This is a genomic window from Chloroflexota bacterium, assembly GCA_015478725.1.
Lineage (GTDB): Bacteria > Chloroflexota > Limnocylindria > Limnocylindrales > CSP1-4 > C-114.
Genome location: JADMIG010000015.1, coordinates 1 through 22,544 on the forward strand (window position 1 = coordinate 1; position 22,544 = coordinate 22,544).

General features: G+C 71.2%; 19 protein-coding genes. 9 read left to right on the forward strand and 10 right to left on the reverse strand.

Annotated elements, in window-relative coordinates:
* On the forward strand, positions 1-872 hold an 872-nt coding region (locus IVW53_10185), incomplete at its 5' end, for a hypothetical protein (protein MBF6605936.1).
* A gap of 31 nt (positions 873-903) precedes the next feature.
* On the opposite strand, the gene IVW53_10190 is transcribed toward IVW53_10185, so the two are convergent.
* Both IVW53_10190 and IVW53_10195 read right to left on the reverse strand, forming a co-directional pair.
* Positions 904-2,991 (reverse strand): CocE/NonD family hydrolase, encoded by a 2,088-nt coding sequence (locus IVW53_10190; GenBank protein ID MBF6605937.1) that lies wholly within the window; start codon positions 2,989-2,991, stop codon positions 904-906.
* A gap of 10 nt (positions 2,992-3,001) precedes the next feature.
* Positions 3,002-4,240, reverse strand: coding sequence for an endonuclease/exonuclease/phosphatase family protein (locus tag IVW53_10195; GenBank protein ID MBF6605938.1), 1,239 nt, complete (start codon positions 4,238-4,240; stop codon positions 3,002-3,004).
* Between the two features lie 103 nt (positions 4,241-4,343).
* Here IVW53_10195 and IVW53_10200 point away from each other — a divergent pair, with 103 nt between their 5' ends.
* The 5 genes from IVW53_10200 to IVW53_10220 all read left to right on the forward strand — a co-directional run bounded on the left by IVW53_10200 (position 4,344) and on the right by IVW53_10220 (position 10,567).
* Positions 4,344-6,248 carry an ABC transporter substrate-binding protein gene (locus IVW53_10200; protein ID MBF6605939.1) on the forward strand — a complete coding sequence of 635 codons (1,905 nt, stop codon included), beginning with the start codon at positions 4,344-4,346 and terminating at the stop codon, positions 6,246-6,248.
* Between the two features lie 92 nt (positions 6,249-6,340).
* On the forward strand, positions 6,341-7,315 hold the full coding sequence (locus tag IVW53_10205; protein ID MBF6605940.1) for an ABC transporter permease: 975 nt from the start codon (positions 6,341-6,343) through the stop codon (positions 7,313-7,315).
* Complete coding sequence (locus IVW53_10210; protein MBF6605941.1) at positions 7,312-8,262, forward strand: ABC transporter permease; 951 nt, start codon at positions 7,312-7,314, stop codon at positions 8,260-8,262. Before IVW53_10205 ends, IVW53_10210 begins: the two co-directional genes overlap by 4 nt.
* A gap of 191 nt (positions 8,263-8,453) precedes the next feature.
* Positions 8,454-9,467 carry an ABC transporter ATP-binding protein gene (locus IVW53_10215; GenBank protein MBF6605942.1) on the forward strand — a complete coding sequence of 338 codons (1,014 nt, stop codon included), beginning with the start codon at positions 8,454-8,456 and terminating at the stop codon, positions 9,465-9,467.
* Positions 9,464-10,567 carry an ABC transporter ATP-binding protein gene (locus IVW53_10220; GenBank protein MBF6605943.1) on the forward strand — a complete coding sequence of 368 codons (1,104 nt, stop codon included), beginning with the start codon at positions 9,464-9,466 and terminating at the stop codon, positions 10,565-10,567. Before IVW53_10215 ends, IVW53_10220 begins: the two co-directional genes overlap by 4 nt.
* On the opposite strand, the gene IVW53_10225 is transcribed toward IVW53_10220, so the two are convergent.
* The 5 genes from IVW53_10225 to IVW53_10245 all read right to left on the reverse strand — a co-directional run bounded on the left by IVW53_10225 (position 10,531) and on the right by IVW53_10245 (position 15,813).
* Positions 10,531-12,183, reverse strand: a complete 1,653-nt coding sequence (locus tag IVW53_10225) for an amidohydrolase (GenBank protein MBF6605944.1) — start codon at positions 12,181-12,183, stop codon at positions 10,531-10,533. The genes IVW53_10220 and IVW53_10225 overlap by 37 nt on opposite strands.
* A gap of 72 nt (positions 12,184-12,255) precedes the next feature.
* A complete protein-coding gene (locus IVW53_10230; protein ID MBF6605945.1) occupies positions 12,256-12,936 on the reverse strand; it encodes a hypothetical protein in 681 nt (226 codons plus the stop codon).
* A gap of 83 nt (positions 12,937-13,019) precedes the next feature.
* Positions 13,020-14,081, reverse strand: coding sequence for an ATP-dependent DNA ligase (locus IVW53_10235; GenBank protein ID MBF6605946.1), 1,062 nt, complete (start codon positions 14,079-14,081; stop codon positions 13,020-13,022).
* Positions 14,082-14,577: 496 nt separating this feature from the next.
* Entirely contained in the window at positions 14,578-14,979 is a 402-nt protein-coding gene (locus IVW53_10240) for a universal stress protein (GenBank protein MBF6605947.1), read from the reverse strand.
* A gap of 180 nt (positions 14,980-15,159) precedes the next feature.
* Entirely contained in the window at positions 15,160-15,813 is a 654-nt protein-coding gene (locus IVW53_10245) for a 50S ribosomal protein L25 (GenBank protein MBF6605948.1), read from the reverse strand.
* Between the two features lie 187 nt (positions 15,814-16,000).
* On the opposite strand from IVW53_10245, the gene IVW53_10250 reads away from it, so the two are divergent.
* The 3 genes from IVW53_10250 to IVW53_10260 all read left to right on the forward strand — a co-directional run bounded on the left by IVW53_10250 (position 16,001) and on the right by IVW53_10260 (position 19,832).
* Entirely contained in the window at positions 16,001-16,699 is a 699-nt protein-coding gene (locus IVW53_10250) for a response regulator transcription factor (GenBank protein MBF6605949.1), read from the forward strand.
* 67 nt (positions 16,700-16,766) lie between these two features.
* Positions 16,767-18,275, forward strand: a complete 1,509-nt coding sequence (locus IVW53_10255; protein MBF6605950.1) for a HAMP domain-containing histidine kinase — start codon at positions 16,767-16,769, stop codon at positions 18,273-18,275.
* Positions 18,276-18,335: 60 nt separating this feature from the next.
* Positions 18,336-19,832, forward strand: a complete 1,497-nt coding sequence (locus IVW53_10260) for a trypsin-like peptidase domain-containing protein (GenBank protein MBF6605951.1) — start codon at positions 18,336-18,338, stop codon at positions 19,830-19,832.
* A gap of 30 nt (positions 19,833-19,862) precedes the next feature.
* On the opposite strand, the gene folB is transcribed toward IVW53_10260, so the two are convergent.
* From folB to IVW53_10275, 3 genes are read right to left on the reverse strand one after another with little or no spacing between them, the layout of a single operon-like run.
* Positions 19,863-20,246, reverse strand: a complete 384-nt coding sequence (gene folB, locus IVW53_10265; protein ID MBF6605952.1) for a dihydroneopterin aldolase — start codon at positions 20,244-20,246, stop codon at positions 19,863-19,865.
* Entirely contained in the window at positions 20,243-21,181 is a 939-nt protein-coding gene (gene folP / locus IVW53_10270; GenBank protein MBF6605953.1) for a dihydropteroate synthase, read from the reverse strand. Before folP ends, folB begins: the two co-directional genes overlap by 4 nt.
* Positions 21,178-22,536, reverse strand: a complete 1,359-nt coding sequence (locus IVW53_10275) for a bifunctional folylpolyglutamate synthase/dihydrofolate synthase (protein MBF6605954.1) — start codon at positions 22,534-22,536, stop codon at positions 21,178-21,180. The genes folP and IVW53_10275 overlap by 4 nt, the downstream gene beginning before the upstream one ends.
* Between the last annotated feature and the right edge of the window lie 8 nt (positions 22,537-22,544).

Genomic DNA, 22,544 nt, shown 5'->3' on the forward strand with positions numbered 1-22,544 from the left:
CCGACTTCAGCCGCGCCACCTTCGGCCTCACCTCGATCCGCCTCGACCGCTGGGGTGGCTTCGTCTTCCTCTCGTTCACCGCTGAGGGTCCGTCGCTCGGCGATCAGCTCGGCGACCTCGTCGATCACTTCGCCCGGTTCGACGTCGCCGGCCTGCGGGTCGCGAAGTCGGCGTCGTACGACGTGGACGCGAACTGGAAGTTCGTCGCCGAGAACTACAGCGAGTGCTACCACTGCCCGGGCCTCCATCCCCAGCTCAATCGCCTCACCCCGTACGACCTGGGAGCGGACTTCGACCCGAACGGCGAGTGGCAGGGCGGCTGGATGCAGCTCGTCGACAGTGCCGAGACGATGGCCCTCCACGGCGGCGGCCGGAACGGACGGCCGGCCATGGCCGGCGCCACGGCGGACGACGAGCGGCGGATCACCTACTACCTGGTCTGGCCCAACGTCTTCCTGTCCATCCACCCGGACTACCTGCTCGTCCATCGGCTCACGCCGATGGGTCCCGGCAGGACCCGCATCGACTGCGACTGGCTGTTCGAGCCGGCGACGATGGCGCGGCCCGATTTCGACCCGACCGATGCGATCGAGTTCTGGGACCTGACGAACCGCCAGGATTGGCACGTCTGCGAGCTCCAGCAGCGGGGCACCGGCTCGCGCTCGTGGACGGCCGGTCGCTACTCGAGCGAGGAACCGTCGGTCCACGCGTTCGACCTGATGGTCATCGACCGCCATGCGGGCGACGGCATCGTCTCGAGTCGCACGGTGGGCGAGCGCTCCGGCGCTCCGATCCAGCTCGAACGCGAGGACGCGCCGAAGGTGGCGGCGGGCAGGCGGCGCGTCGCGGGCCACGCGGCGGCGCGGGTCTGAACCGTTCCTGGGGGCCGGCCCCGCCGATGGTTCAGACGAGGCGTCGCGGGATCGTCTCGCTCCAGGTCCGCTGGAAGAACGACGCCCCGTCGAGGTCCACGTCGAGCTCGACCCGCATCGCGAAATCGGTCGCCGTCGACGTCGTCAGCCCGTCCGCACGGACGTCGATCCGGCAGCCGTCCTGGCGGAGCCGGTAGATCACCTCGGTCCGCATCGTGGCCCGTGCCGGATCGGCGTCGGAGGCGGTCATCTCGAGCAGTTCCGACGAGTAGATCGCGCTGCCGTCCGGCAGGGTCGTCTCCGCACCGCTCGAGGTCGTCACCGTGATGGTGCCGGCGAGCACGTCGTCGACGATCCGCCACATGGGCGGGTCCTCGCGATCCACGGTGGCGATCGCGGGCAGTCCGGCCGGCGTCGTCTTCAGCGCCGGTGTCGCGAGGGAGCCATCGCCGGGCGGGATCGTCGGGAGGACGAGGCGTGAGGCGTCGAGGTGGATGCCGAGCTCGCCCGGGAACGGCGACGGCCAGATGACCGGCCAGTAGCTCGAGGCGACCGAGAGGCGGATCCGGTGACCCGGCGCGAACCGGTAGCCCGCCGCCCGGAGCCGGACGTGGACCTCACAGGCGCGGCCCGGCTCGAGAGGCTCGGGGGCCTCATGGGAGCCGCGGTGGGTGAGGTTGAGGATGCCGGCCGTGACCTGCGCGGCGGTCCCATCCGGCGCGACGTCAGCCAGCCGGACGACCACGGTCGCGATCGCCATGGACGCCTCCACCGTGAGCACCGCGACCGGCATCCCGAGGATGACGAGTGGCTCCGCCAGCGGCGCGCCGGTGTACGTCGGGACGAGACCGTCGTTGGACCGCAGGTCGCGACCGAGGCCGTTCGGCAGACCACCCGCGCCCCACGACAGGGCCGCGCCCGTGCCGGTCGTCGCCCGGTGCGGAAAGCGGTCGACAGCCGGTTCCGTCGGGGGCGCCGTCGGGGGCGCTGCCGCCGCGAGCCGGCCGCTGAGGGGCTGCCCTCCGCGAGCCAGCCAGAGCGTCACATCGGTCGCACCCGGCGGCGGGAACGATGGCTCGCTCCGCCAGGCGCCCGGCCAGGTCTCCGGGAAGGGCTCGGGCCGGGCGAAGTCGCGGACGAAGCAGGTCAGCGCCGGCTCGGCCTCCCAGCCGTTGTCGATCTCCTTCAGCCAGCGGTCGAAGAAGCGGACGAACTCGTGGAGCCAGTCCAGGTTCGGGCCCGGGTACGCGTCGTCCGGGAACGAATGGACCCAGTTCCCGACGAGCGCCCGCATCGGCGCGCTGACGCAGCGCTCGAGCATCCGCAGCGCGGGATCGACGTAGCCGTCCATCCAGCCGGCGATGAGGAACGTCGGGATCGAGAGCGCGCTCCAGTCCGGGGCGAGCGAGCCCTGCCGCCAGTACGGCCCGTCGTGCTGCTGGCGGAGCCATTCGAACGACCAGACCGGCGTCCCTGCGAGGCGCTCCCGCCATTCGTCGAGCCAGCCGTCACCGCGGAAGCCCGGTCTTGCCGGGAGTGCGTTGCTGCCGACCATGCTCACCGCGTACTGGCTCAGCTCGCTGGCCGTGACGCAGCCGCCCACGTAGTGGACGTCGTCCGTGTAGCGGTCGTCGGTCGCATACATCGGGACGATCGCCCGGAGGTGCGGCGGGCGGAGCTTCGCAACCTGGATCGCCGTGAAGCCGCCATAGCTGATGCCCCACATGCCGACGTTCCCGGTGCACCAGGGCTGGGCCGCCAGCCACTCCACGGCGTCGTAACCGTCGAGAGTCTCCTCCGCCGTGTACTCGTCGCGGGCGATGCCCGGGCTGCTGCCGGTCCCCCGGACGTCGAGCCGGCAGAGCGCGTAGCCGCGCGCCGCCAGCCATCCGCCGCGCGCCTCGTCGTCCGCCCACCGCCAGTCGTCCTTGCGGTAGGGGATCATCTCGAGGATCGCCGGGAAGCGCTCGTCCGGGGCGTCGGGACGGGGGACCGGCAACCACAGACTGGCGCTCAGCAGCAGGCCGTCCCTGACGGGGATCCCGACCTCCCGCCGCGGCTCGGCGGCATGGTGGGGCTGGGACGCGGGGCGCGGGTCCGGGTCGCGGGCGGAGGCCATGGCTGGCTGATCAGGGGACGATGGCGAATGCGGCTCGGGCGACCCGCACGGTGGCGTCGTCGAGCAGGTAGGCCACCTCGTACGCACCCGGCGGCAGCGGCCAGCGCCCACCGGCAGGGGACTGGTCGACGACGGCTGACGACGCGCCTAGGCGCACGGTGCCGGCGACTCGCGCGCCGGTGTGGGCCCAGATGAGATGGGCATCGGCGAGGTCCTCGGCGGGAGCGCGGAAGACCGCGATCCAGTCCCAGCGGTTGCCGGGTCCGCCGGTCCAGCCGACCTCGATCTCCTCGCCGACCCGGTAGGACGGCTGGGTCACGCGAAGGTGGACGGGGTCGCCCGGGTCGCCCGGGTCGCGGATCTCCGTCGTTGCGAGTCGCCGGTCGACCGCCACGAGGACCGGCATCGGCGCGGGCGAGACCTGGAATGTGGAGACCACCGCGCGGTGGTCCGACGGCCACGGCTCGACGCCAATCGCCACGTCGGGGCGCCCCACCTCGCCGACGATCCGGCTGTCAATCGTCGTGGACGGCCCCGCAGCGTAGATGACATCGATACGGTCCTCGGGTTCGCCATGACCCGGGCCATGGCCGTCGATGGCCGGTCGCGCCGCCCACCACGTGAGCCCGGGTTCGACGACCGGATCCGGATGGATGTCGCGCCACGTGTCGCGGAATCCCGCGTCCTCGATCGCCCGGCTCACCGGCCACTCGATGGGGGCACGGAGGTGCGTCCGCAGGCCGACCGACGCCGCGGTCCAGTCCAGGTGCGACGGCGCGTTGAAGTCGCCCGCAAGGAACACCGGGATCCCGGCCGCGGCCAGGCGGGGCAGCACGGCGAGGTGCCGCTCGAGCACCGGCAGGCGGATGCGGCGTTCGAGGATGACCACCTCCGCCGGACTGCCGCCCGCTGCTGCGAGATGCGGGCCGTACGGTTCGGCTGGCAGGTGGACGTTCGCGACCGCGACGATCCGCCCGGGCCGGATCTCCACAAAGACGAAGACCCCGTCGCCGGCCGCAGGCTCCAGGATCGGATGGCGCGACAGGACGTGGGTGCGAGCCGAGGCAAATCCCCAGCCGAGGGCGTCGGCGATGCGGGCGGTATTGCCCATCGCTTCCTCGAGCGCGACGATGTCCGAGTCCGCCCACCGGATCGCCTCGACGACCTTCGCGAGGTCCACGCCGACTCCGCCGTCCTCGATGTTGAAGACCATCACGCGAACGATGATCGGCTCCTCCAACGGTTCCATTCGTAGATTCTACGGATCACCCACGATGGGGTGCCGGATCCGAGTCCCGTATCGTGAACCGATCGCCGCAACGCTCCACATGTGTGGCATAGTGCCGCACGCGATGACCTCGATGTCCGCCCGGTTCCTTCGCCTCTGTGCCGCGGGCGCGCTGGCGGCCGCCGCACTCCTGCCCTCGGTCACCCCCGCCGCCGCAAGCACGCTCACCCTGCGCGTGGGGACGACCCAGGATCTCGACGCGATGAACCCGTGGAACACGGCGCTCGAGGTGGGCTACGAGGTCTTCACCCTGAACTACGACCTCCTCGTCGGGTTCGGACCCACCCTCGAGCCGATCCCCGGCTACGCCAGCTCGTGGACCCGGCAGGCCGCAGCGGACGGCAAGTCGTTCACCTGGACGTTCAAGATCCGCGACGGGATGAAGTGGTCGGACGGCCAGCCGGCGACGGCCGAGGACGCCCGCTGGACCCTCCAGTTCGTGCTCGATGCGGCCAACGGCGGCAACAGCATCGGGCTCGGCTACATCGATCCGGACCTCAAGAACGCGGGGGTCACGAAGATCGCGGCGCCAGATCCCACGACACTCGTGATCACCAACACGGATCCGAGCAACCGGATCCTCCAGATGTACATCCCGATCCTGCCCGAGCACGTCTGGAAGGGTCAGACCCTCAAGTCCATTCCGACGTTCACGAACGACCCGCCGGTCGTCGGGACCGGTCCCTACCAGGCCGTCGAATGGAAGACCGGCCAGTACGTCCGGCTCGTCCGCAATCCCTACTACTGGGGCAAGCGCGGGGCGGCCGACGAGGTCGTGCTCCAGTTCTTCAAGAATCCCGACACGATGGTCCAGGCCCTCAAGAGCGGCCAGATCGACTACGCGTCCGGCGTCAACGCGGCCCAGTTCGACAACCTCAAGACGGTCCCCGGGATGGTCGCGGTCGCCGGCACCACGAACGGCTGGACCGAGCTCGACTTCAACTGCTACGGGAAGGACATCCCGGGCGGAGGGGCCTCGACCAAGGCCCTCCGCGATCCCGCCTTCCGCGACGCGCTCGGGTATGCGATCGACAAGAACCTCCTCATCTCGAAGGTCCTCGGTGGGTACGGGACGCCCGGGACGACCCAGGTGCCGCCGTTCCAGACCCGCTGGCACGTCGAGCCCGACAACCCGCGGACGTTCGACATCGGACTGGCGAAGCAGAAGCTCGACGCCGCCGGTTACGTCCTGAACGCCTCCGGACAGCGGCTCGACAAGCAGGGCAAGCCGCTCAAGCTGCGGCTCTACATGCCCAACTCCGACGCGACCTACCCAAAGGACGCCCAGTTCATCAAGGACTGGTTCAGCCAGCTTGGCATCGCGATCACGACCCAGATCTTCGACAGCGGGACGCTGACGACGCTCGAGCTTCCGCCGACCAAGGACGCCCCGACACAGACGGCCGCCTGGGACATGATCATCTGGGGTTGGACGGGCTACGCAGACCCCAACCCGTTGCTCCAGATCTTCACCACCGGCGCGATCGGGTCCACGAGCGACAGCCTCTACTCCAACCCGACGTACGACCAGCTGTTCACGGCGCAGAACGCGGCGACCACGTATGACCAGCGCCACCAGCTCATGGCGCAGATGCAGAACATCTTCTACAACGACGCGCCGTATCACATCCTCTACTACCCGAGCACCCTGGACGTCCACCGGACGGACAAGTTCGGCGGCTGGCAGAACCAGCCCGCGAACGGCGTCCCGCTGTTCGGCTACGGGTCGCTCGATTACACCCTGCTGACCGACGCGAATGCGGCAACGCCGGCCCCGAGTGTTGCGGTGAGCGCCGGCCCGAGCGCCTCGGGCGGCAGCGCCTCGCCGGCGCCCGTCGTTCCTGGCGGCACCTCGAGTGGCAGCCCCCTGCCGCTCGTCGCCGGGATCGCCGTGGTCGTAGCGCTCCTCGTGGGCGTGTTGCTCATGACCAGACGTCGCCGGGCGGCGACCGGGGAGGACGACGAGTGACCGATCGGGCCGGACCTGCCGACCGATCGGGGAGCCAGCGGGGCCGCGACAGCGCGGCCCCGCCCCACTGACCGACCCGGCGCTCCTCACAGATGGGCAGCCGGTTCCTCGGCCGGAAGCTCCTGCAGATGATCTTCACGATCGCGATGATCGTGATCCTCAATTTCCTGCTCTTTCGGCTCATGCCAGGGTCACCCGAGAGGATCCTGTTCCGGAACCCTAACGTGACCCCAGCCGTGCTCGCCGATGCCCGGGCGCGCTGGGGACTCGACAAGCCGCTCATCCCGGACCAGCTCATCGCCTACGTCGAGTCGACCCTCCAAGGTGACCTCGGCTACTCGTTCAAGTACCAGGGGCAGGCCGTCACGGACGTCATCGGCCAGGCGATCTGGCCGACGCTCATCCTGTTCGGGCTCGGCGAGGTCATCGCGATCGTCGTGGGCCTCGGGCTCGGTGCGTACGCCGGCTGGAAGCGAGGCGGGATCGTCGACTACCTGGGCAACGGCGTCTCCCTGGTCCTCTATGCAATGCCGTACTTCGTCATCGGCATGGCGCTCGTACTCATCTTCGCGACGGCGCTCAGATGGTTCCCGACGAGCGGGATGCTGCGGATCGGGGCGGACTACGCGTCCTGGGTCAACCAGCTCGTGGACTTCCTCGCTCACCTCGCTCTCCCCCTGGCCACGGTCTCGATCGGGCTGATCGGCCAGTACTCGATCCTCATGCGGTCGTCCATCATCGAGACGCTCGGCGAGGACTACGTGACCACCGCCCGCGCCAAGGGCCTCACCTCCGGGCGCATCCTCCGATCCCACGCGTTCCCCAACGCGATGCTGCCCGCGGTCACCCTGATCGCCATCAACCTGGGATACGTGGTGGCCGGCGCGGTGACCGTCGAGTACGTCTTCGCGTGGCCGGGTCTGGGCTCGCTGACCGTCGACGCACTCGCCGCTCGCGACTACCCGGTCCTGCAGGGGATCTTCCTGCTCCTCAGCATCGCCGTGGTGGTGGCGAACTTCGTGGCGGATCTCATCTACGGGTACCTCGATCCGCGGGTCCGCGCGTGAGTGCAACCGTCGCCCCGCTCCCCGATCTCCGCGGCAGCCGCCTGCGGTCGCGGATCCGCAGCCTGCGGACATTCGCCCAGCGCTTCGCCACCCGCCCGGACGGGATCATCGGCGCGGTCATCCTCGCCATCTTCGCCGTGCTGGCGATCGCGCCGCAGGTCTTCGTCGGGCCGCTGCAGACGGCGACCACAGCGCCTGGCACGGCCTTCCAGGCGCCATCCGGTGTCTTTCTCCTCGGCACGGACGACCTCGGACGGGACATGCTCAACCTGACCGTCCACGGGACACGCGTGTCCATGCTGATCGGCCTGCTCGCCACGGTCGTGACGATCCTCGTCGGAGCGGTCGTCGGGATCGTCTCCGGCTACGTCGGCGGCTGGGCGGACAACCTGCTCATGCGGATCACGGACTTCTTCCTCGTCCTGCCGACCTTCGTCCTGGCCCTGATCCTCGCTCCGATCATCCTCGAGCTCGTGCCGGCCGACATCGACTTCTTCGGGATCCGGACGACGCTCTGGGTGATCATCGTCGTCATCGGCCTCACGAGCTGGGCCTCCACCGCCCGGATCATCCGGTCGCAGACGCTGTCGGTGAAGCAGCGGGCATTCGTCGACCGGGCCCGCGTGATCGGGAGCGGGTCGGGGCACATCATGCGTCGCCACATCCTGCCGAATGTCCTCACCCTGCTCGTCGCCAACGCGGTGATCGTCTTCGCCGGGGCGATCCTCACCGAGACGACCCTCTCGTTCATCGGGCTCGGCGATCCGTTCCAGCCGTCATGGGGCCAGCTCCTCAACGCAGCCCAGGACTCGGGAGCGCCCGGACTCGGGGCCTGGTGGGATATCGTCCCGCCGGCGGCCTGCGTGGTCATGGTGATCCTCGCCTTCACCCTCGTCGGGTCCGCCCTGGACGACGTCCTCAACCCGCGACTCCGGGTCCGCCGATGAGCGGGACGAACGCAGCGCAGCGACCGGCGCCCGATGCGGCCGATGCGGCCGACGCGCCCGATGCGGCCGACGCGCCCGATGCGGCCGGCAGCCTGGCGGCTGCGCGTGGCCGGCGCCGATGGCCCCTCCCGAAGCAGGCGGATCCGAACGCACCGCTGCTCGTCGTGGAGCACCTGACCACCCGCTTCAGGATGGCCGGGGGCTCGATCACCGCCGTCGACGACGTGAGCTTCACGCTGCGCGACGGCGAGGCCCTCGGGATCGTCGGCGAGTCGGGCTGCGGAAAGACCACGACCGCGCTGTCCCTCGTCCGCCTCTTGCCCGCCAACGGGCGGATTGGCAAGAACAGTCGGATCAGGCTGTTCGGGATCGATCTCGCCGCGAAGTCCGAGGATGCCCTCCGGCGCTACCGCTGGCGGGAGATCTCGATCATCTTCCAGGGCGCGATGAACGCGCTCAACCCGGTCCGCCGCGTGGAGGAGCAGATCGCCGAGCCGGTGGAGCTGCGGCTGGGGATCCCGCGGAACGCGGCACTCCGCCGCGCGGGCGAGCTGCTCGAGCTCGTCGGGATCCCGAAACGACGCGGTCGCGCCTACCCCCACGAGCTGTCGGGCGGGATGCGCCAGCGGGTGATGATCGCGATGGCGCTCGCCTGCGACCCGGCCATCATCATCGGCGACGAGCCCACCACGGCCCTCGACGTCATGGTCCAGGCGCAGATCCTCGAGCTCCTCGAGCGGCTCCGCCGAGATCTGGGGCTGTCGCTCATCCTCATCACCCACGACCTCTCGGTCATCGCCGAGACGTGCGACCGGGTGATGGTCATGTACGCCGGCCGGATCGCCGAGGAGGGCACGGTCGACGAGGTCTTCCGTCGCCCTCGCCATCCGTACACGCAGAAGCTCCTCGGCGCCTTCCCGAACATCCACACCGACCGGCGGAGCCTCGAGGTCATCCCCGGCTCACCGCCGGACCTCCGGCACCCGCCGACCGGCTGCCGGTTCCACCCGCGCTGTGCCTTCGCGATGGCGGTCTGTTCGACCGAGGCCCCGCCCGAGGTGGCATTGCCGGATGGCGGCCGGATCGCGTGCCACCTCTATCCGAACGGCGGCGACGGGATCCCGGTCACCGCGCCGACGGTCGACGCGATCGGCGCCGTGGCGACGTCGGGCGGCGCCGAGCGCGCGGCCGGAGACCGAGCATGAGCGCCGAGCGAGCCGCTGCGCCGCCCGCCGCGCTGCCCGCCGCTGCCGACCGGGAGCTCCTCCGGCTCGAGGGCCTCGAGGTCCACTTCCCGATCCGGAGCGGGCTCCTCGACGTCCTCCGCCGTCGGCCCAGGGGCGTCATCCGGGCGGTGGACGGGATCGACCTCTCGATCCGGCGCGGTGAGGTCCTCGCCCTCGTCGGCGAGTCGGGCTCGGGCAAGACGACGACCGGCCGGGTCATCGTCAAGCTGACTCGGCAGACCGCCGGACGGGTCATCTTCGACGGCGAGGATGTGAGCGATCGCTGGGGCGTCGCCCGCCTGCGGAGCTATCGGCGGCGCGTCCAGATCATCTTCCAGGATCCGTATGAGACGCTCAACCCGAAGCAGACGGTCTACGACTTCGTGGCCGAGCCACTCCAGGTGAACCACCTCACGCGGTCCAGTGCGGAGCAGGAGGACCGGGTCCTCGCCGCGCTCGACGCCGCCGGCCTGCGGCCCGCCCGCGACTTCGCGTTCCGTTTCCCGCACGAGCTGTCCGGCGGCCAGCGCCAGCGGGTCGTCATCGCCGGGGCGCTGGTCATGGATCCCGAGCTGGTCGTCGCCGACGAACCGGTGTCCATGCTCGACGTTTCGATCCGGACCGAGCTCCTCCGGCTCATGCTCGACCTGCGCGAGGCCCGCGGCCTGACGTACCTGTTCATCACCCACGACCTGTCGCTCGCCTGGGTCCTGGCCGACCGGATCGCCGTCATGTACCTCGGCAGGATCATGGAGATCGGGTCGGCCGAGGCGGTCATCAAGCGGCCTCGCAACCCGTACACGAAGGCGCTGGTCAGCGTCTCACCCACCCCCGAGCCCGCCGACGACGCGCTCCGCGCGGCGCGGGTGATCCTGTCCGGCGAGACGCCGGACGCGGCCGCGATCCCGTCCGGCTGCCGGTTCCACACCCGCTGCCCGGTCGCCTTCGATCGCTGCTCGGTCGAGGAGCCGCCGTTGTTCGACGTCGGCGGCGGCCAGCAGGCTGCGTGCTGGCTGGCCGAAGGGAATCGCGACGCAGGACCCTATGCCCCGAGCGCCGGATCCTCGAAGACCGGCTGACCTTCGACGAACGTCGCGATGACCCGGGCGTCGCCGATCTCGCCGGCGGCGCGGTCGAACAGGTCCCGGTCGAGGACGACCAGATCGGCCAGCCTGCCGACCGTCAGCGAGCCTGTCTCATCGTCCTGGTGCTGGACGTAGGCCGAACCGAGGGTGAACGCGCGGACCGCCTCCTCGAGGGAGATCCGCTCGTCGGGGAGCAGCGGCGGCTTCGCGCCTCGCGCGTCCTCGGAGACGCGGTTCACCGCGACCTCCATCTCGAGCAACGGGTCGGGGGTGGAGACGCTCCAGTCGCTGCCCATCGCGAGGCGCGCGCCCGCCCGCAGGAGCGACCCGAATGGATACTGCCAGGCGGCGCGCTCCGGGCCAAGGAACGGGATGGTCAATTCGTCCATCTGTGGCTCATGGCAGGCCCAGTACGGCTGGGCGTTCGCGGTCACGTCGAGCGCAGCGAAACGCGGCACGTCGGCCGGATGGATCACCTGGATGTGGGCGATGTGATGGCGCCCGTCGGTGCGCCCGTTCGCCGCCAGCGCCGCCTCGAAGGCGTCGAGGGCCTCCCGGACGGCCCGCTCGCCGATCGCATGGACGTGCACCTGGAAGCCCTCCGCGTCCAGACGGGTCACGGCCTGTCGCAGCAGCCCGGGCTCGACGAACGAGATCCCGCGGTTGTCCGTCGGCCGGCCGTCGACGCCGAGGTAGGGCTCGAGCACCGCCGCGCTGAAGTTCTCGAGGACGCCGTCCTGCATGATCTTCACGCTCGTGGGCCGGAACCGGCCGATCGTGCCCTCGGCGCGTGCGGCGACGAGCTCCTCGATCTGCTCGAGACCGCGCTGGCGGTTCCACCAGAGCGCGGCGACCACCCGGCCCGTCAGCTCGCCCCGGCCGGCCACCGCGCGGTAGGCGGCCCGCGCCCCGGGCTCGACCCACGCGTCCTGCCAGCTCGTCACGCCCAGTGCGTGCAGGTACGCCTGTCCGACGAGGAGTCCCCGCTCCAGCTCGTTCGCCGAGTCGGGCGGGACGATCCGCTCGACGAGCCGGATGGCGCCCTCGTGGAGCGCCCCGGTCGGCGTCCCGTCGGCGTCGCGCTCGATCCGGCCGTCGATTGGATCCGGGGTCGATGCAGTGACCCCGGACAGCTCGAGCGCCCGGCTGTTCACCCAGGCGCCGTGCCCGTCGCGATTCTCGAGGAAGACCGGTCGGTCCGCCACGACCCGGTCGAGATCGTCGCGCCGGGGCGTCCCACCCGGGAAGTCTTCCATGGACCAGCCGCCGCCGCGAATCCAGGCCTCCGCCGGGTTCGCGACCGCGTAGTCGCGCACGATGCGCAGGTAGGTCTCGAGGCCGTGCGACTCGTGCAGCTCGCAGCGGAGCCGGGCCAGGCCGCTCGAAACCGGGTGGACGTGGGCGTCCTGGAAGCCGGGCAGCACCGTCCGACCGCGGAGCTCGATGACCCGCGTCCGGGCGCCGATGAGCGATGCCACGCTCGCGTTCGAACCAACGGCCACGATCCGCCCTGCGCTGACCGCAAGAGCCTGGGCAAGCGGCCGCTTCGGATCGACGGTGTGGAGTGCGCCACCGTGCAGGACGAGGTCGGCGGCTCGAGCGTCGGACACGGATGGGCCTCCCTGCCGGCCTCCTGGCTCATCCGGGTCCGTCAGCGACGCGCGGGCGGACCCGTGGATCCGTCAGCCGGCCCGGGCCTTCCAGCGCACGGCGAGGACGACGGTGATGAAGCCGTAGACGAGGAGGATGACGAGGCCCACCACGGCACCGCTCGCGGCCGCGTCGCCAGCGTTCCGGGCACCGGTCGCCGCCGCGAGGCCAAGGAGGAAGCCGAGGACGCCGTAGATGAGGCCGATGACACGACCCCAGCCGCTGCCTCGCCAGGCGCCGATGCCGGCAAGGATCTCGATGAGGCCGATGATGACGATCAACACGCCGAAGGCGGCGACGGCTCCACCCACGAAGTCACCGAATCCCGGGACCCCGGCCTGATCTCCGGCGTTCTTGACGACCGCCCCGCCGAGGACGATGAAGACCCCGCCGACTGTCGCCAGGAGGCCGAGGATCATGAGCAGCAGGGCAGCCACCTTGGCAAGCCCCGTCGATGGCCGACGGACGTCGGCCTGAGGCGGCGCGACCCACCCGCTGACCGGCGCCGCGGCGCCCGGGTTCACCCAGCCGGCCGGGGCGGACTGGGCCGTCGGAGCGGGGGCGGGCTGGATCCACGGCGCGGGTGCCGGAGGGGCGGCCGGAGCCGACGGAGCCGGAGCCGGCTGGGTCCACGTGCTCGGCGGAGGTGGGGCCGGTTGTCCGGCTTCGGGCGGCGGCTCGCCATTCGTCGGGTTCGAGGGCTGGTCGTCCACGCATCGTCCTCCCGTCGCAGGCCTGGTCGACGCGAGTGTAGTCGCCACGGGAAGACGTTTGGAGCCCATCCGGAAGGCCGGTGTCAGATCCCGGTCGCCGATCCAAAGATCCGGGCGAGCTCGAATGCCGGCGTCTCGGCGAGCTGATCGTAGCGGCAGGACGCCGGGTCGCGATCCGGGCGCCAGCGGCGGAAGGTCGCCCCGTGGCGGAACCGGTCTCCCTGGAGATGGTCGAAGGCGACCTCACAGACGAGCTCCGGGCGGAGCGCCTCCCAGGACAGGTCCTTGCCGCGGTTCCAGCGGCTCGTCGCACCGGGGATGCGCTGTCCGCTCTCGGCCGCTGCCTCCGCCCATTCGGCCCAACCGGCCCACGGATGTCCGGTGAGCGCGTCGGTGCGGTACGGGTGGAGAAACTCGACGAGATCGGCGCGTCGCTCCATTGTGAACGACGACGTGACGCCGACGTGATGAAGCGTTCCCGCGGCGTCGAATAGTCCGAGGAGCAATGATCCGATGAGCGTGCCGGGGCCGTTGGCGTGCCACCGGAAGCCGCCGACGACGCAGTCCGCGGTGCGTGCATGCTTGAGCTTGAGCATCGCGCGACGTCCGGCCTGATACGGGGCATCGAGCCGTTTCGCGATGACACCGTCCAGACCGGCCCCCTCGAAGCGGTCGAACCAGTCGGTGGCGATCCCCCGGTCACGCGTGGCAGGGGTCAGATGGATCGGGGCGACCGCATCGCGCAGCGCTTCGTCGAGCCGGCCTCGGCGTTCCCCCTGGGGTAGCGAACGCATGTCGTCACCGTCGAGAGCGAGGAGATCCCAGGCGACGAAGCTCGCCGGCGTCTCCGCCGCGAGCCGGGCGACCCGCGAGGCGGCCGGGTGGATCCGGAGGAGGAGCGCCTCGAAGTCGAGGCCGTTCGGTCCGGCGATCACGACCTCTCCGTCGAGGACGGCTCGGTCCGGCAGCTCCGCGCGGAGCGGAGCGGCGAGCTCCGGAAAGTAGCGGTCGAGCGGCTTGAGGTCGCGGCTCTGGATGAGCACGTCGTCGCCGTCGCGGAACACGATCGCCCGGAAACCGTCCCATTTCGGCTCGAAGAGCCAGCCCTCGTCGACCGGCAGCGCGCCCGCCGGCTTGGCGAGCATCGGCTCCAGCGGTGGCTGGAACGGCAGGCGGGAGAGCGCGACCCTCGGCACGGTTGGCGCCACGCAGGGAGCATAGCGGGCCTCGCCCTTCGAGCGACCGGCACGAGATCGGGGTCATGCCCCATGGAGGTCGGGGCGCGCGCTGAGCGCCGGGCCGCGGGGACCCCCGATCTCATCAGCCCGCGGCGCCAATCGATCCCGACGGACCGTTACGCGACGATCATCCCCGGAGCCGGAGCGGCCGCCTATGTCGCTGGGGCGGCGCCTGGCGGGATTCAGCGCAGATCGATCCGAGATGAACGTATGCGCCCGATCCGACCATCCGGGCCGCGATGGTCCACCGAGCGCAGCGCTCGGGCACGGCACCGACCGGGAGTTTCCTCCGTAAGGGTCTGCCGGAGGAGATATGCGCCGCCGCCGGCTCGCCCGTGCGTCACGCGCTCGCTGGGCGCGGTCGGCGCCGCAACCTCCACCATCGTCCCGTCGAGCGACCGGGTCAGCGAGCGACGACCACCGTCGCGTGGGCGTGGTTCACGACGTGCTCGGACACACTCCCGAGAAGGATCCGGTCGAGGGAACCGAGCTCGCGGCTGCCGACGACGATCGTGTCGAAGGCGCCCTCCTCGGCGATCCGCTCGATCGTCCGCGCCGGATCGCCGGCGGGCTCGATGAGCTCCGCCTCGACCCCCTGCTCGCGGAGCAGCTTCCGCGCCTCGAGCAGTTCCCGTGCGTGCACGGAGGCGTCATCCCAGGGGTCCACCGGGACACGCCCCGAGTGGACGGGAATGACGCTGATGACGCTCATCGTGGCGCCGAACGCGCGAGCCATGTCGGCTGCGGTCGCGAGCGCGGTGCGAGCGGGTTCCGTACCGTCGTAGGCAACGAGGATCTTGCGCATGGTCGTGGACTCCTCTCGATGAGGAGCGGCCGGTTTGTGGTCCGCTCCACCTCGAAGCGTCGTCGAATCGCGCCGCCGCGGCATCGGCGGGACGTCACCTCGCCACAGTCCGAACGGCTCCATCACGCCGGAACCGCGCCAGACCCGGCGCGATGGGTCCCGCGCGCCTGCTGCGTGCGCTCAGTCGGTCGTGGCGCCCTCGGCGGCGTCGCCCTCGGGCTCCGCAGGCGCGCCTTCGGCGGCCGTCTCGGCCACCGGAGCCACTTCCTCCTCGAGTCGCGGCGGAAGGACCCGCGCGGCGACCTCGTCCGGGTCCGTGACGAGGGTCACATCCGCCGGGATCGTGAGGTCGCGGACGTGGATCGCCGCGTCGAAATCGCCGAGGGCGGCGATCGGCAGCTCGATGTGATCGGGCAGATGGTCGGGCAGCGCGCGCACGCGGAGGTGATCGAGGTGGCTCAGCGTCCCGCCGAGCTTCGTCACCGCCTCGGACTCACCCACGACGGTGACCCGGACGTCCACGGTGAGCTCTTCGGTCATCCGGACGAGGAACAGGTCGACGTGCAGCGGGCGCTGGCGGACCGGATCCACCTGGACGCCCTGGACGAGTGCCGGGTGCGCCTTCCGGCCGTCGATCGAGACGTCGATGAGCGTCGTCGCGCCCACGTGCCGCCGAAGGAGCTCGAACTCGTGAGCGTCGATCGATACGGATGCGGAGGCCACGCCGTGCCCGTAGAGGACCGCGGGCAGCCTGCCGGCACGTCGGAGGCGGGCGACCTTCTTGCCGATGACGTCGCGATGCGTCGCGGCGAGGGTCGGGCGGGCGGTGGTCATCTCGGCTGGACCTCGTATGGTGCGGGAGCGGATGGGCGGCGACTCGACGGCGAGGAGCGGCTCGCCGGGCGCCCGTGGCCGGGACACGGTACCACAGCCTCGCTCCCGGTCCCGACGACCTCGCTCCCGAGCCGCTCCCGAGCCTCGCCGGGCGACCCCCGCCGCGAGCCGGTGTAGCATCGCCGCCATGTCCGCCACGATCCTCGTCGTCGAGGATGAGTTCGCCGTCGCCCGAGGGATCCAGTACGCCCTCCAGCAGGAGGGCTATCAGGTCGCCCTCGCCCGGTCCGGCGAGGAGGGACTCGACCTCGCGATCAACCAGGCGCCGGACCTCGTCGTCCTCGACATCCGCCTCCCGGGCATGGACGGCCTCGAGGTCCTGCGCCGGCTCAGGGCCTCCGGGTCCAAGGCGCCGGTCCTCGTCCTCACGGCCCGCGACGACGAGGTGGACAAGGTCATCGGCCTCGAGCTCGGCGCGGACGACTACCTCACGAAACCGTACGGCCTTCGCGAGCTCCTCAGCCGGATCAAGGCCCTCCTCCGCCGCGCGTACGGCGACCTTGCCGACGCCGCCGGCGGACGCGTCATCCGGCATCACGACCTGCTCATCGATCTCGAGCGGCGGCGCGTCCAGCGCGGCCAGCGGCGCATCGCCCTGACGCCGACCGAGTTCGAAATCCTCCGCCATCTGGCGAGCCGCCCGGGGCGTGTGTACACCCGTCCCGAGCTGCTCGAGCTCCTCCGCGACTACGAGGCGCTCGACCAGGACGAGAAGACGATCAACGTCCACATCAGCCACCTGCGGGAGAAGATCGAGGACGATCCGGCGGTCCCGACGTTCGTCCTCACGGTCCGAGGTGTGGGCTACGCCTTCGCCGAGCGCTAGACGGCTCGTCCGGCGGATCGCGCCCCGGTCGCTCCAGGCGCGACTGACGATCGCTGCGGTCGCCGTCGTGGCCCTGACCCTGACGATCGTCGGGCTCGTCGTCGTCAATCGGACGGACGACTACTTCTTCCAGCAGACGCAGGTCGACCTCGAGTCCCGCGTCGCCACCGTCCAGGCGTTCGTCGCGGTGGCGATCAACCAGGCGAGCGTCGACGACCTCGTCGTGTCGCCGACGAACGTCGTCAATCCGGCGGTCGCCCGGGCGCTGACGGACACCGGCAACCAGCAGCTGCTCGCCGACGGGATCGCCCAGGCGAACGTGCTCGTCACCGTGGGCCAGGTCACCCGCGACAGCGCCGGGCACGTCAACGTGGTGCCCGCGACCGGCGGCACCTTCCAGATCCTCCGCTCGGCGAAACCGCGCACCGGACAGGCGCCGGACGCCATCACCACGACGCCCCGGGCGGTCCCCGAGCTCGCCGGCACGATCCACGAATACGCCTTCCAGGTGACGCTCTCGGATCCGTACACCTACCGGGCGAGCGCCGTGGCGAATGTCGTCGGTCTCCTCGCGGTCGTCGGTCTCCTCGCCCTCGGGTTCGCCGTCGTCATCGCCTCGATCGCCGCGCAGCGCTTCACCGCCCCGATCCGACGGCTCACGGACGCCTCGCGGGCGATCGCCGCGGGCGACTACACGAGTCGCGTCCCGGCCGCCCTCGCGCTCACCGGTGCCTCGGAGATCGCCGAGCTGTCGCGCCAGTTCAACGCGATGGCGGCACAGCTCGGGGAGAGTGTCGACATCATCCGTCGTGACCGCGATCGGAGCCGCGACTTCCTCGCCGATGTGTCGCACGAGCTGCGGACGCCCATCGCGGCGATCCGGACGTTCATCGAGCTGCTCCGCGAGGGCGCCATCGACGATCCGGCGGCCCGCGATGAGTTCCTCGAGTCGAGCCGCGCCCAGCTCGAGCGCCTCGACTGGCTGGCGCAGAACCTCCTCGACCTCTCGAAGCTCGACTCCGGCCTGGCGCTTCTCGACGTCCGCCCGGAGGACCTCCGCGCTTGCGTGGAATCCGCGGTCGAGCAGGCCGAACCGGCGGCCGGGCGAAGGAACATCGGCCTCTCCCTGGACCTGCCGGCCGAGCCGGTCCTCGTCCCGCACGATCCGCAGCGTGTCGGCCAGGTCGTCACGAACCTCGTCGGGAATGCGATCAAGTTCAACCCGCGGGGCGGTCGGGTCATGGTGTCCGTCCGCGCCCAGAGCGACGGCTCGGCCCGGATCGCGGTGACGGATACCGGCGTCGGGATCGACGCGTCCGAGCTGCCGCGGATCTTCGAGCGCTTCTATCGCGGCTCGCGCGAGAACGAGGCGCGGAGCAGCGGCAGCGGCCTCGGCCTGGCGATCGTCAAGTCGATCGTCGACATGCACGGCGGCCGGATCGCCGTCGACAGCCGGATCGGGCGCGGAACCACATTCACGGTCACACTACCGGCTGACGGTGCGCCGCCGCACTCGAACGTGGCGGATTCTTCACCGGCGCCCGAACCGGGCCTGAATCCTGTGCCGTCACCCTGATGACCACATGACGGACTGCCGTCCACCCTGTCACCCGCGGATCATCGAGGCGACCATCGCATGACCGATCAACGATCCCCCAACCCCGACCTTCCACCGACCGGGTCCACACCGGTCGACCCGGCGGCGCCCGCACCACCCACCTGGTCCCCGGCATGGTCGCCCGCGAGCGACGAGTCCACGACCGCCACGCCGAACCCGGCCACGCCGAACCCGGCGACGGCACCGAACCCGGCCGCGGCCTGGGTGCCGAACCCCGCGACGAGCTTCTCCCCGGCCCCACACCCCACGACGGACTGGGAGCGGACCGCCCGGGCCGCGTCCATCCCGGGCCCCACCCCCGGCTCCTGGTTCGAACCGGCCCCGGCGCCGATCGCCACGGTCCCGGCGAGGTCCACGGCCCACGGCGGCGGATCGATCGGCGTCGTCCTCGCCGCGGCCATCGGGGCCGCCGTCCTGGCGTCCGGCGGCACGTACCTCGCCCTCGATGCGAGCGGCGCCCTCGACCGGCCGGTGACGACCATCGCGGCCACCGGGCAGACCACCGGCGCGACCACGACACCGGCAGCGACGACGCCGACGGGAGGCTACGACGGTTCGTCGGCCATCGTCGCTGCCGCCGCGAAGGCCGGGCCGGCGGTCGTCCAGATCACCTCGACCGCGGGCATCAACCCGAACACACTCGGCGCGCTCCCCCAGACCGGCGTCGGCTCAGGGATCATCTTCGACTCGCACGGCTGGATCCTCACGAATCACCATGTCGTCGCCGGCTCGGACAAGCTCGTCGTGGCGCTCCCCGACGGGCGGACGTTCCCTGGCAAGATCTACGGCGTCGACACGCTCACGGACCTCGCCATCGTGAAGATCGACGCGACCGGGCTTCCCGTCGCGACGATGGGCGACTCGAGCTCCCTCAAGGTGGGCCAGCTCGCGATCGCCATCGGCAGCCCGCTCGGAACGTACACGAACACCGTCACGAGCGGCATCGTGTCGGCACTCGGCCGCTCGATCACCGTCCAGAGCGGCACGCTCAACAATCTCATCCAGACGGACACCGCGATCAACCCCGGCAACAGCGGCGGGCCGCTGCTCGATGCGGCCGGCAACGTCATCGGCATCGACACGGCGGAGGCCACGAACGCCCAGGGGATCGGCTTCGCGATCCCGATCAACATCGCCAAGCCGCTCCTCCAGCAGGCGCTCGCCGGTGAGGCGCTCGCCAGGCCGTGGATCGGCATCCGGTACGAGCCGATAACGCCGGCCCTCGTCCAGTCGAACAAGCTCCCGATCGGTCACGGCGCGCTCGTCAGCGGCGGCCAGGACGCCAACGGTCAGACGACCCCGGGCGTCGTCGCCGGCAGCCCGGCGGACAAGGCCGGCATCAGGGACGGCGACATCATCACGAGCATCGAAGGCCAGGCGATCGACAGCCTCCACCCGCTCGACGCCGTCATCACCCAGTTCGCCCCCGGGCGCACGGTGACGGTCGAGGTCTACCGCAACGGCACGACGATGAAGGTCCAGGTGACGCTCGGGACCCGACCGGCGAACCTCTGAGTCGAGGGCTCCCGATCCGCCTCTCGGCGGTCAGCTCGGACGGCGGTCCTTTCCGGACCGCCGTCGCCATATCTCCACCCCGGCCCAGGCGAGCGTGCCCTCGATCGGCGGCTCGAGCTTGCGGACCCGGATCCCGACCTCGCCGATCGGGAACTCGGCGAGGATCTCGTGGGCGAGTGCCTCGGCGAGCGCCTCGATGAGGCGGAAGCTCGTCGATTCGACGATCTGACGGCAGACCTCGAACACAGCCCCGTAGTCGATCGTCCGGCGAAGGTCGTCCTCGACGCCAGCCGGCTGGAGGTTGACGACGAGCTCGACGTCGACGGCGAACGGCTGCGCCTGGATCTGCTCCCGTTCGTGGACGCCGTGGCGGCCGAGGAACCGCATGTCGTGGAGGACGATCCGGTCGCTCATCGATCCTCCGGGCCGGCCGTCCGCCAGCCACGGACGACCGCGTCGGCCATCCGGGCTGCCCGGACGTTCGGCCCGACGTCGTGGACGCGGACGATGTCGACGCCGGCCCGGACCGCGAGGGCCGTCGTCGCGAGGGTGGCCTCGAGCCGTTCGTCCACCGGGAGATCGAGGACCTTGCCGAGGGTCGACTTCCTCGAGGTCCCGAGGAGGACGGGCCGACCGAGGAGGCACAGCCGATCGAGATCGGCGAGGAGGGCGATGTTGTGGTGCGGTGTCTTGCCGAAGCCGAAGCCCGGGTCGACGAGGATCGACTCGACCGGGACGCCCGCCGCGACGGTCCGCTCGACGGCGGCCTCGAGCTCGGCGAGGATCTCGACGATGAGGTTCGCGTAGCGCGCCTCGGCTCGGTTGTGCATGAGCACGATCGGCACGCCGCGCTCGGCCGCGAGGCGCCCGAGCGCGCCCTCGGGCGCGACGCCCCAGACATCGTTGAGGAGCGAGGCGCCGGCGTCGAGCGCCGCGGCCGCGACGGATGGCTTCGTCGTGTCGACGCTCAACGGCAGGTCCGGGAACGCATCATGGATCGCGGCAACGACCGGGACGACCCGCCGACGTTCCTCGGCCTCGTCGACCATCGCATGGCCCGGCCGCGTCGACTCGCCGCCCACGTCGAGGAAGTCCGCCCCTTCGGCGACCATCCGCCGCACCGTCTCGAGCGCTCGCTCGACGACCGCCGCCTCGTCCGGCCGCGGGGCGCGAGTCGGCATCCCCGCGAGGAGCCCGTCTCCGGAGAACGAATCCGGCGTGACGTTGAGGATGCCCATGACGTACGTCCGCTCGCCCCAGTCGAAACGGCGGCCGCCGATCGTCACGGAGGGAAGCGGCCGGTCCGCCCGTCCGGTGATGCCGGAGGCGGCGCTCGATCGGTGGGTCATCCGGCGCTCTCCTGCGGGTCGTGGAGCTGCGGGTCGTCGACCAGTCTGGCGCGCACCGCCCCGACAAGATAGAGCGAGCCGGCGACCACGACCGGACCGCGCGCCGCGACGAGGGCGCGGTCGAGCGCAGACCGCGCGTCCGGCTCGACGACGATCGATCGATCGCCAGGCACGGCCGCCCAGATCGCGGCCAGGCGCTCCGCTCCCATCGCCCGGGGAACCTCGAGGGTCGTGCAGATGACGCGTGCGTCGCGCATGGACTCGGCCCGGGCGAGCGCGGCGGCGATCCCGGCGACGTCCTTGTCCGCCATGGCCGCCATGACGATCGCGAGCGGCGGCCGCCGATCGGGCGGTTCGTCGCCGCCGGTGAGGAACGGGCGGAGATCGTCGAGTGCCGTCGCGAGAGCCGCGGCGCCCGCGGGATTGTGCGCACCGTCGAGGACGACGTCGCGGCCCTCCACCTCGACGATCTCGAGCCGACCGGGCCAACGCGCAGCCGCATAGCCGGCGCGCCGGGCGGCCTCCGGCACCGTCGCGATGCCGGCCGCCTCGAGGGCGTCGAGCGTCGCGTCGGCGACCGCCGCGTTCGCCGCCTGGTGACGACCGCGGAGCCCGATCCGCGTCGTGCCGAGCCCGACGAGCTCGACGACGATCCCGTCGCGGTCCCATCCGATGAGCGGCGCGGGGGCCACCTCGTGGAGTGGCACGCCGAGCCGCCGGGCCCGGCGCCGGATGACCTCCAGTGCATCTCCGACCGCGCCGGTCACCGCTCGGTCACCACGCTCGACGATCGCCGCCTTCTCGCGGGCGATGTGACGGATCGTGGGCCCAAGCCGATCCATGTGGTCGAGGTCGACGTTCGTCACGACCGCCACGCCGCCGTCCCAGGCGTGCGTCGCGTCGAGGCGCCCCCCGAGGCCCACCTCGACGAGAGCGAGGTCCACCCGCTCCTCCGCGAACCATCGGAAGATCGCGGCGGTGAGGAGTTCGAACTCCGTCGGTTCGCCATATCGGCGGGCGACGCGGGCGGCGACGGCGTCGACCTCGGCGATGAGGCGCGCGAATGTCGCCGGCTCCACCGGGACGCCATCGATCTCGAGTCGTTCTCGATAGCTCACGAGGTGCGGTTTCGGGGTGGATCCCACCCGCTGACCGGCGGCGCGAAGGGCGGAGCCGGCGAGCGCAAGCACGCTGCCCTTGCCGTTCGTGCCGGCGACGAGCGCGCCGCGGAACGCTCGCTGCGGATCGTCGAGCTCGCGAAGGATGGCCCGCGTCCGGCCGAGTCCGAGGTGGATCCCGAAGCGTCCGCGCTCCCCGAGCGCGCGCACGGCCTCCGCATAGCTGAGGACCGTCATCGCCGGGG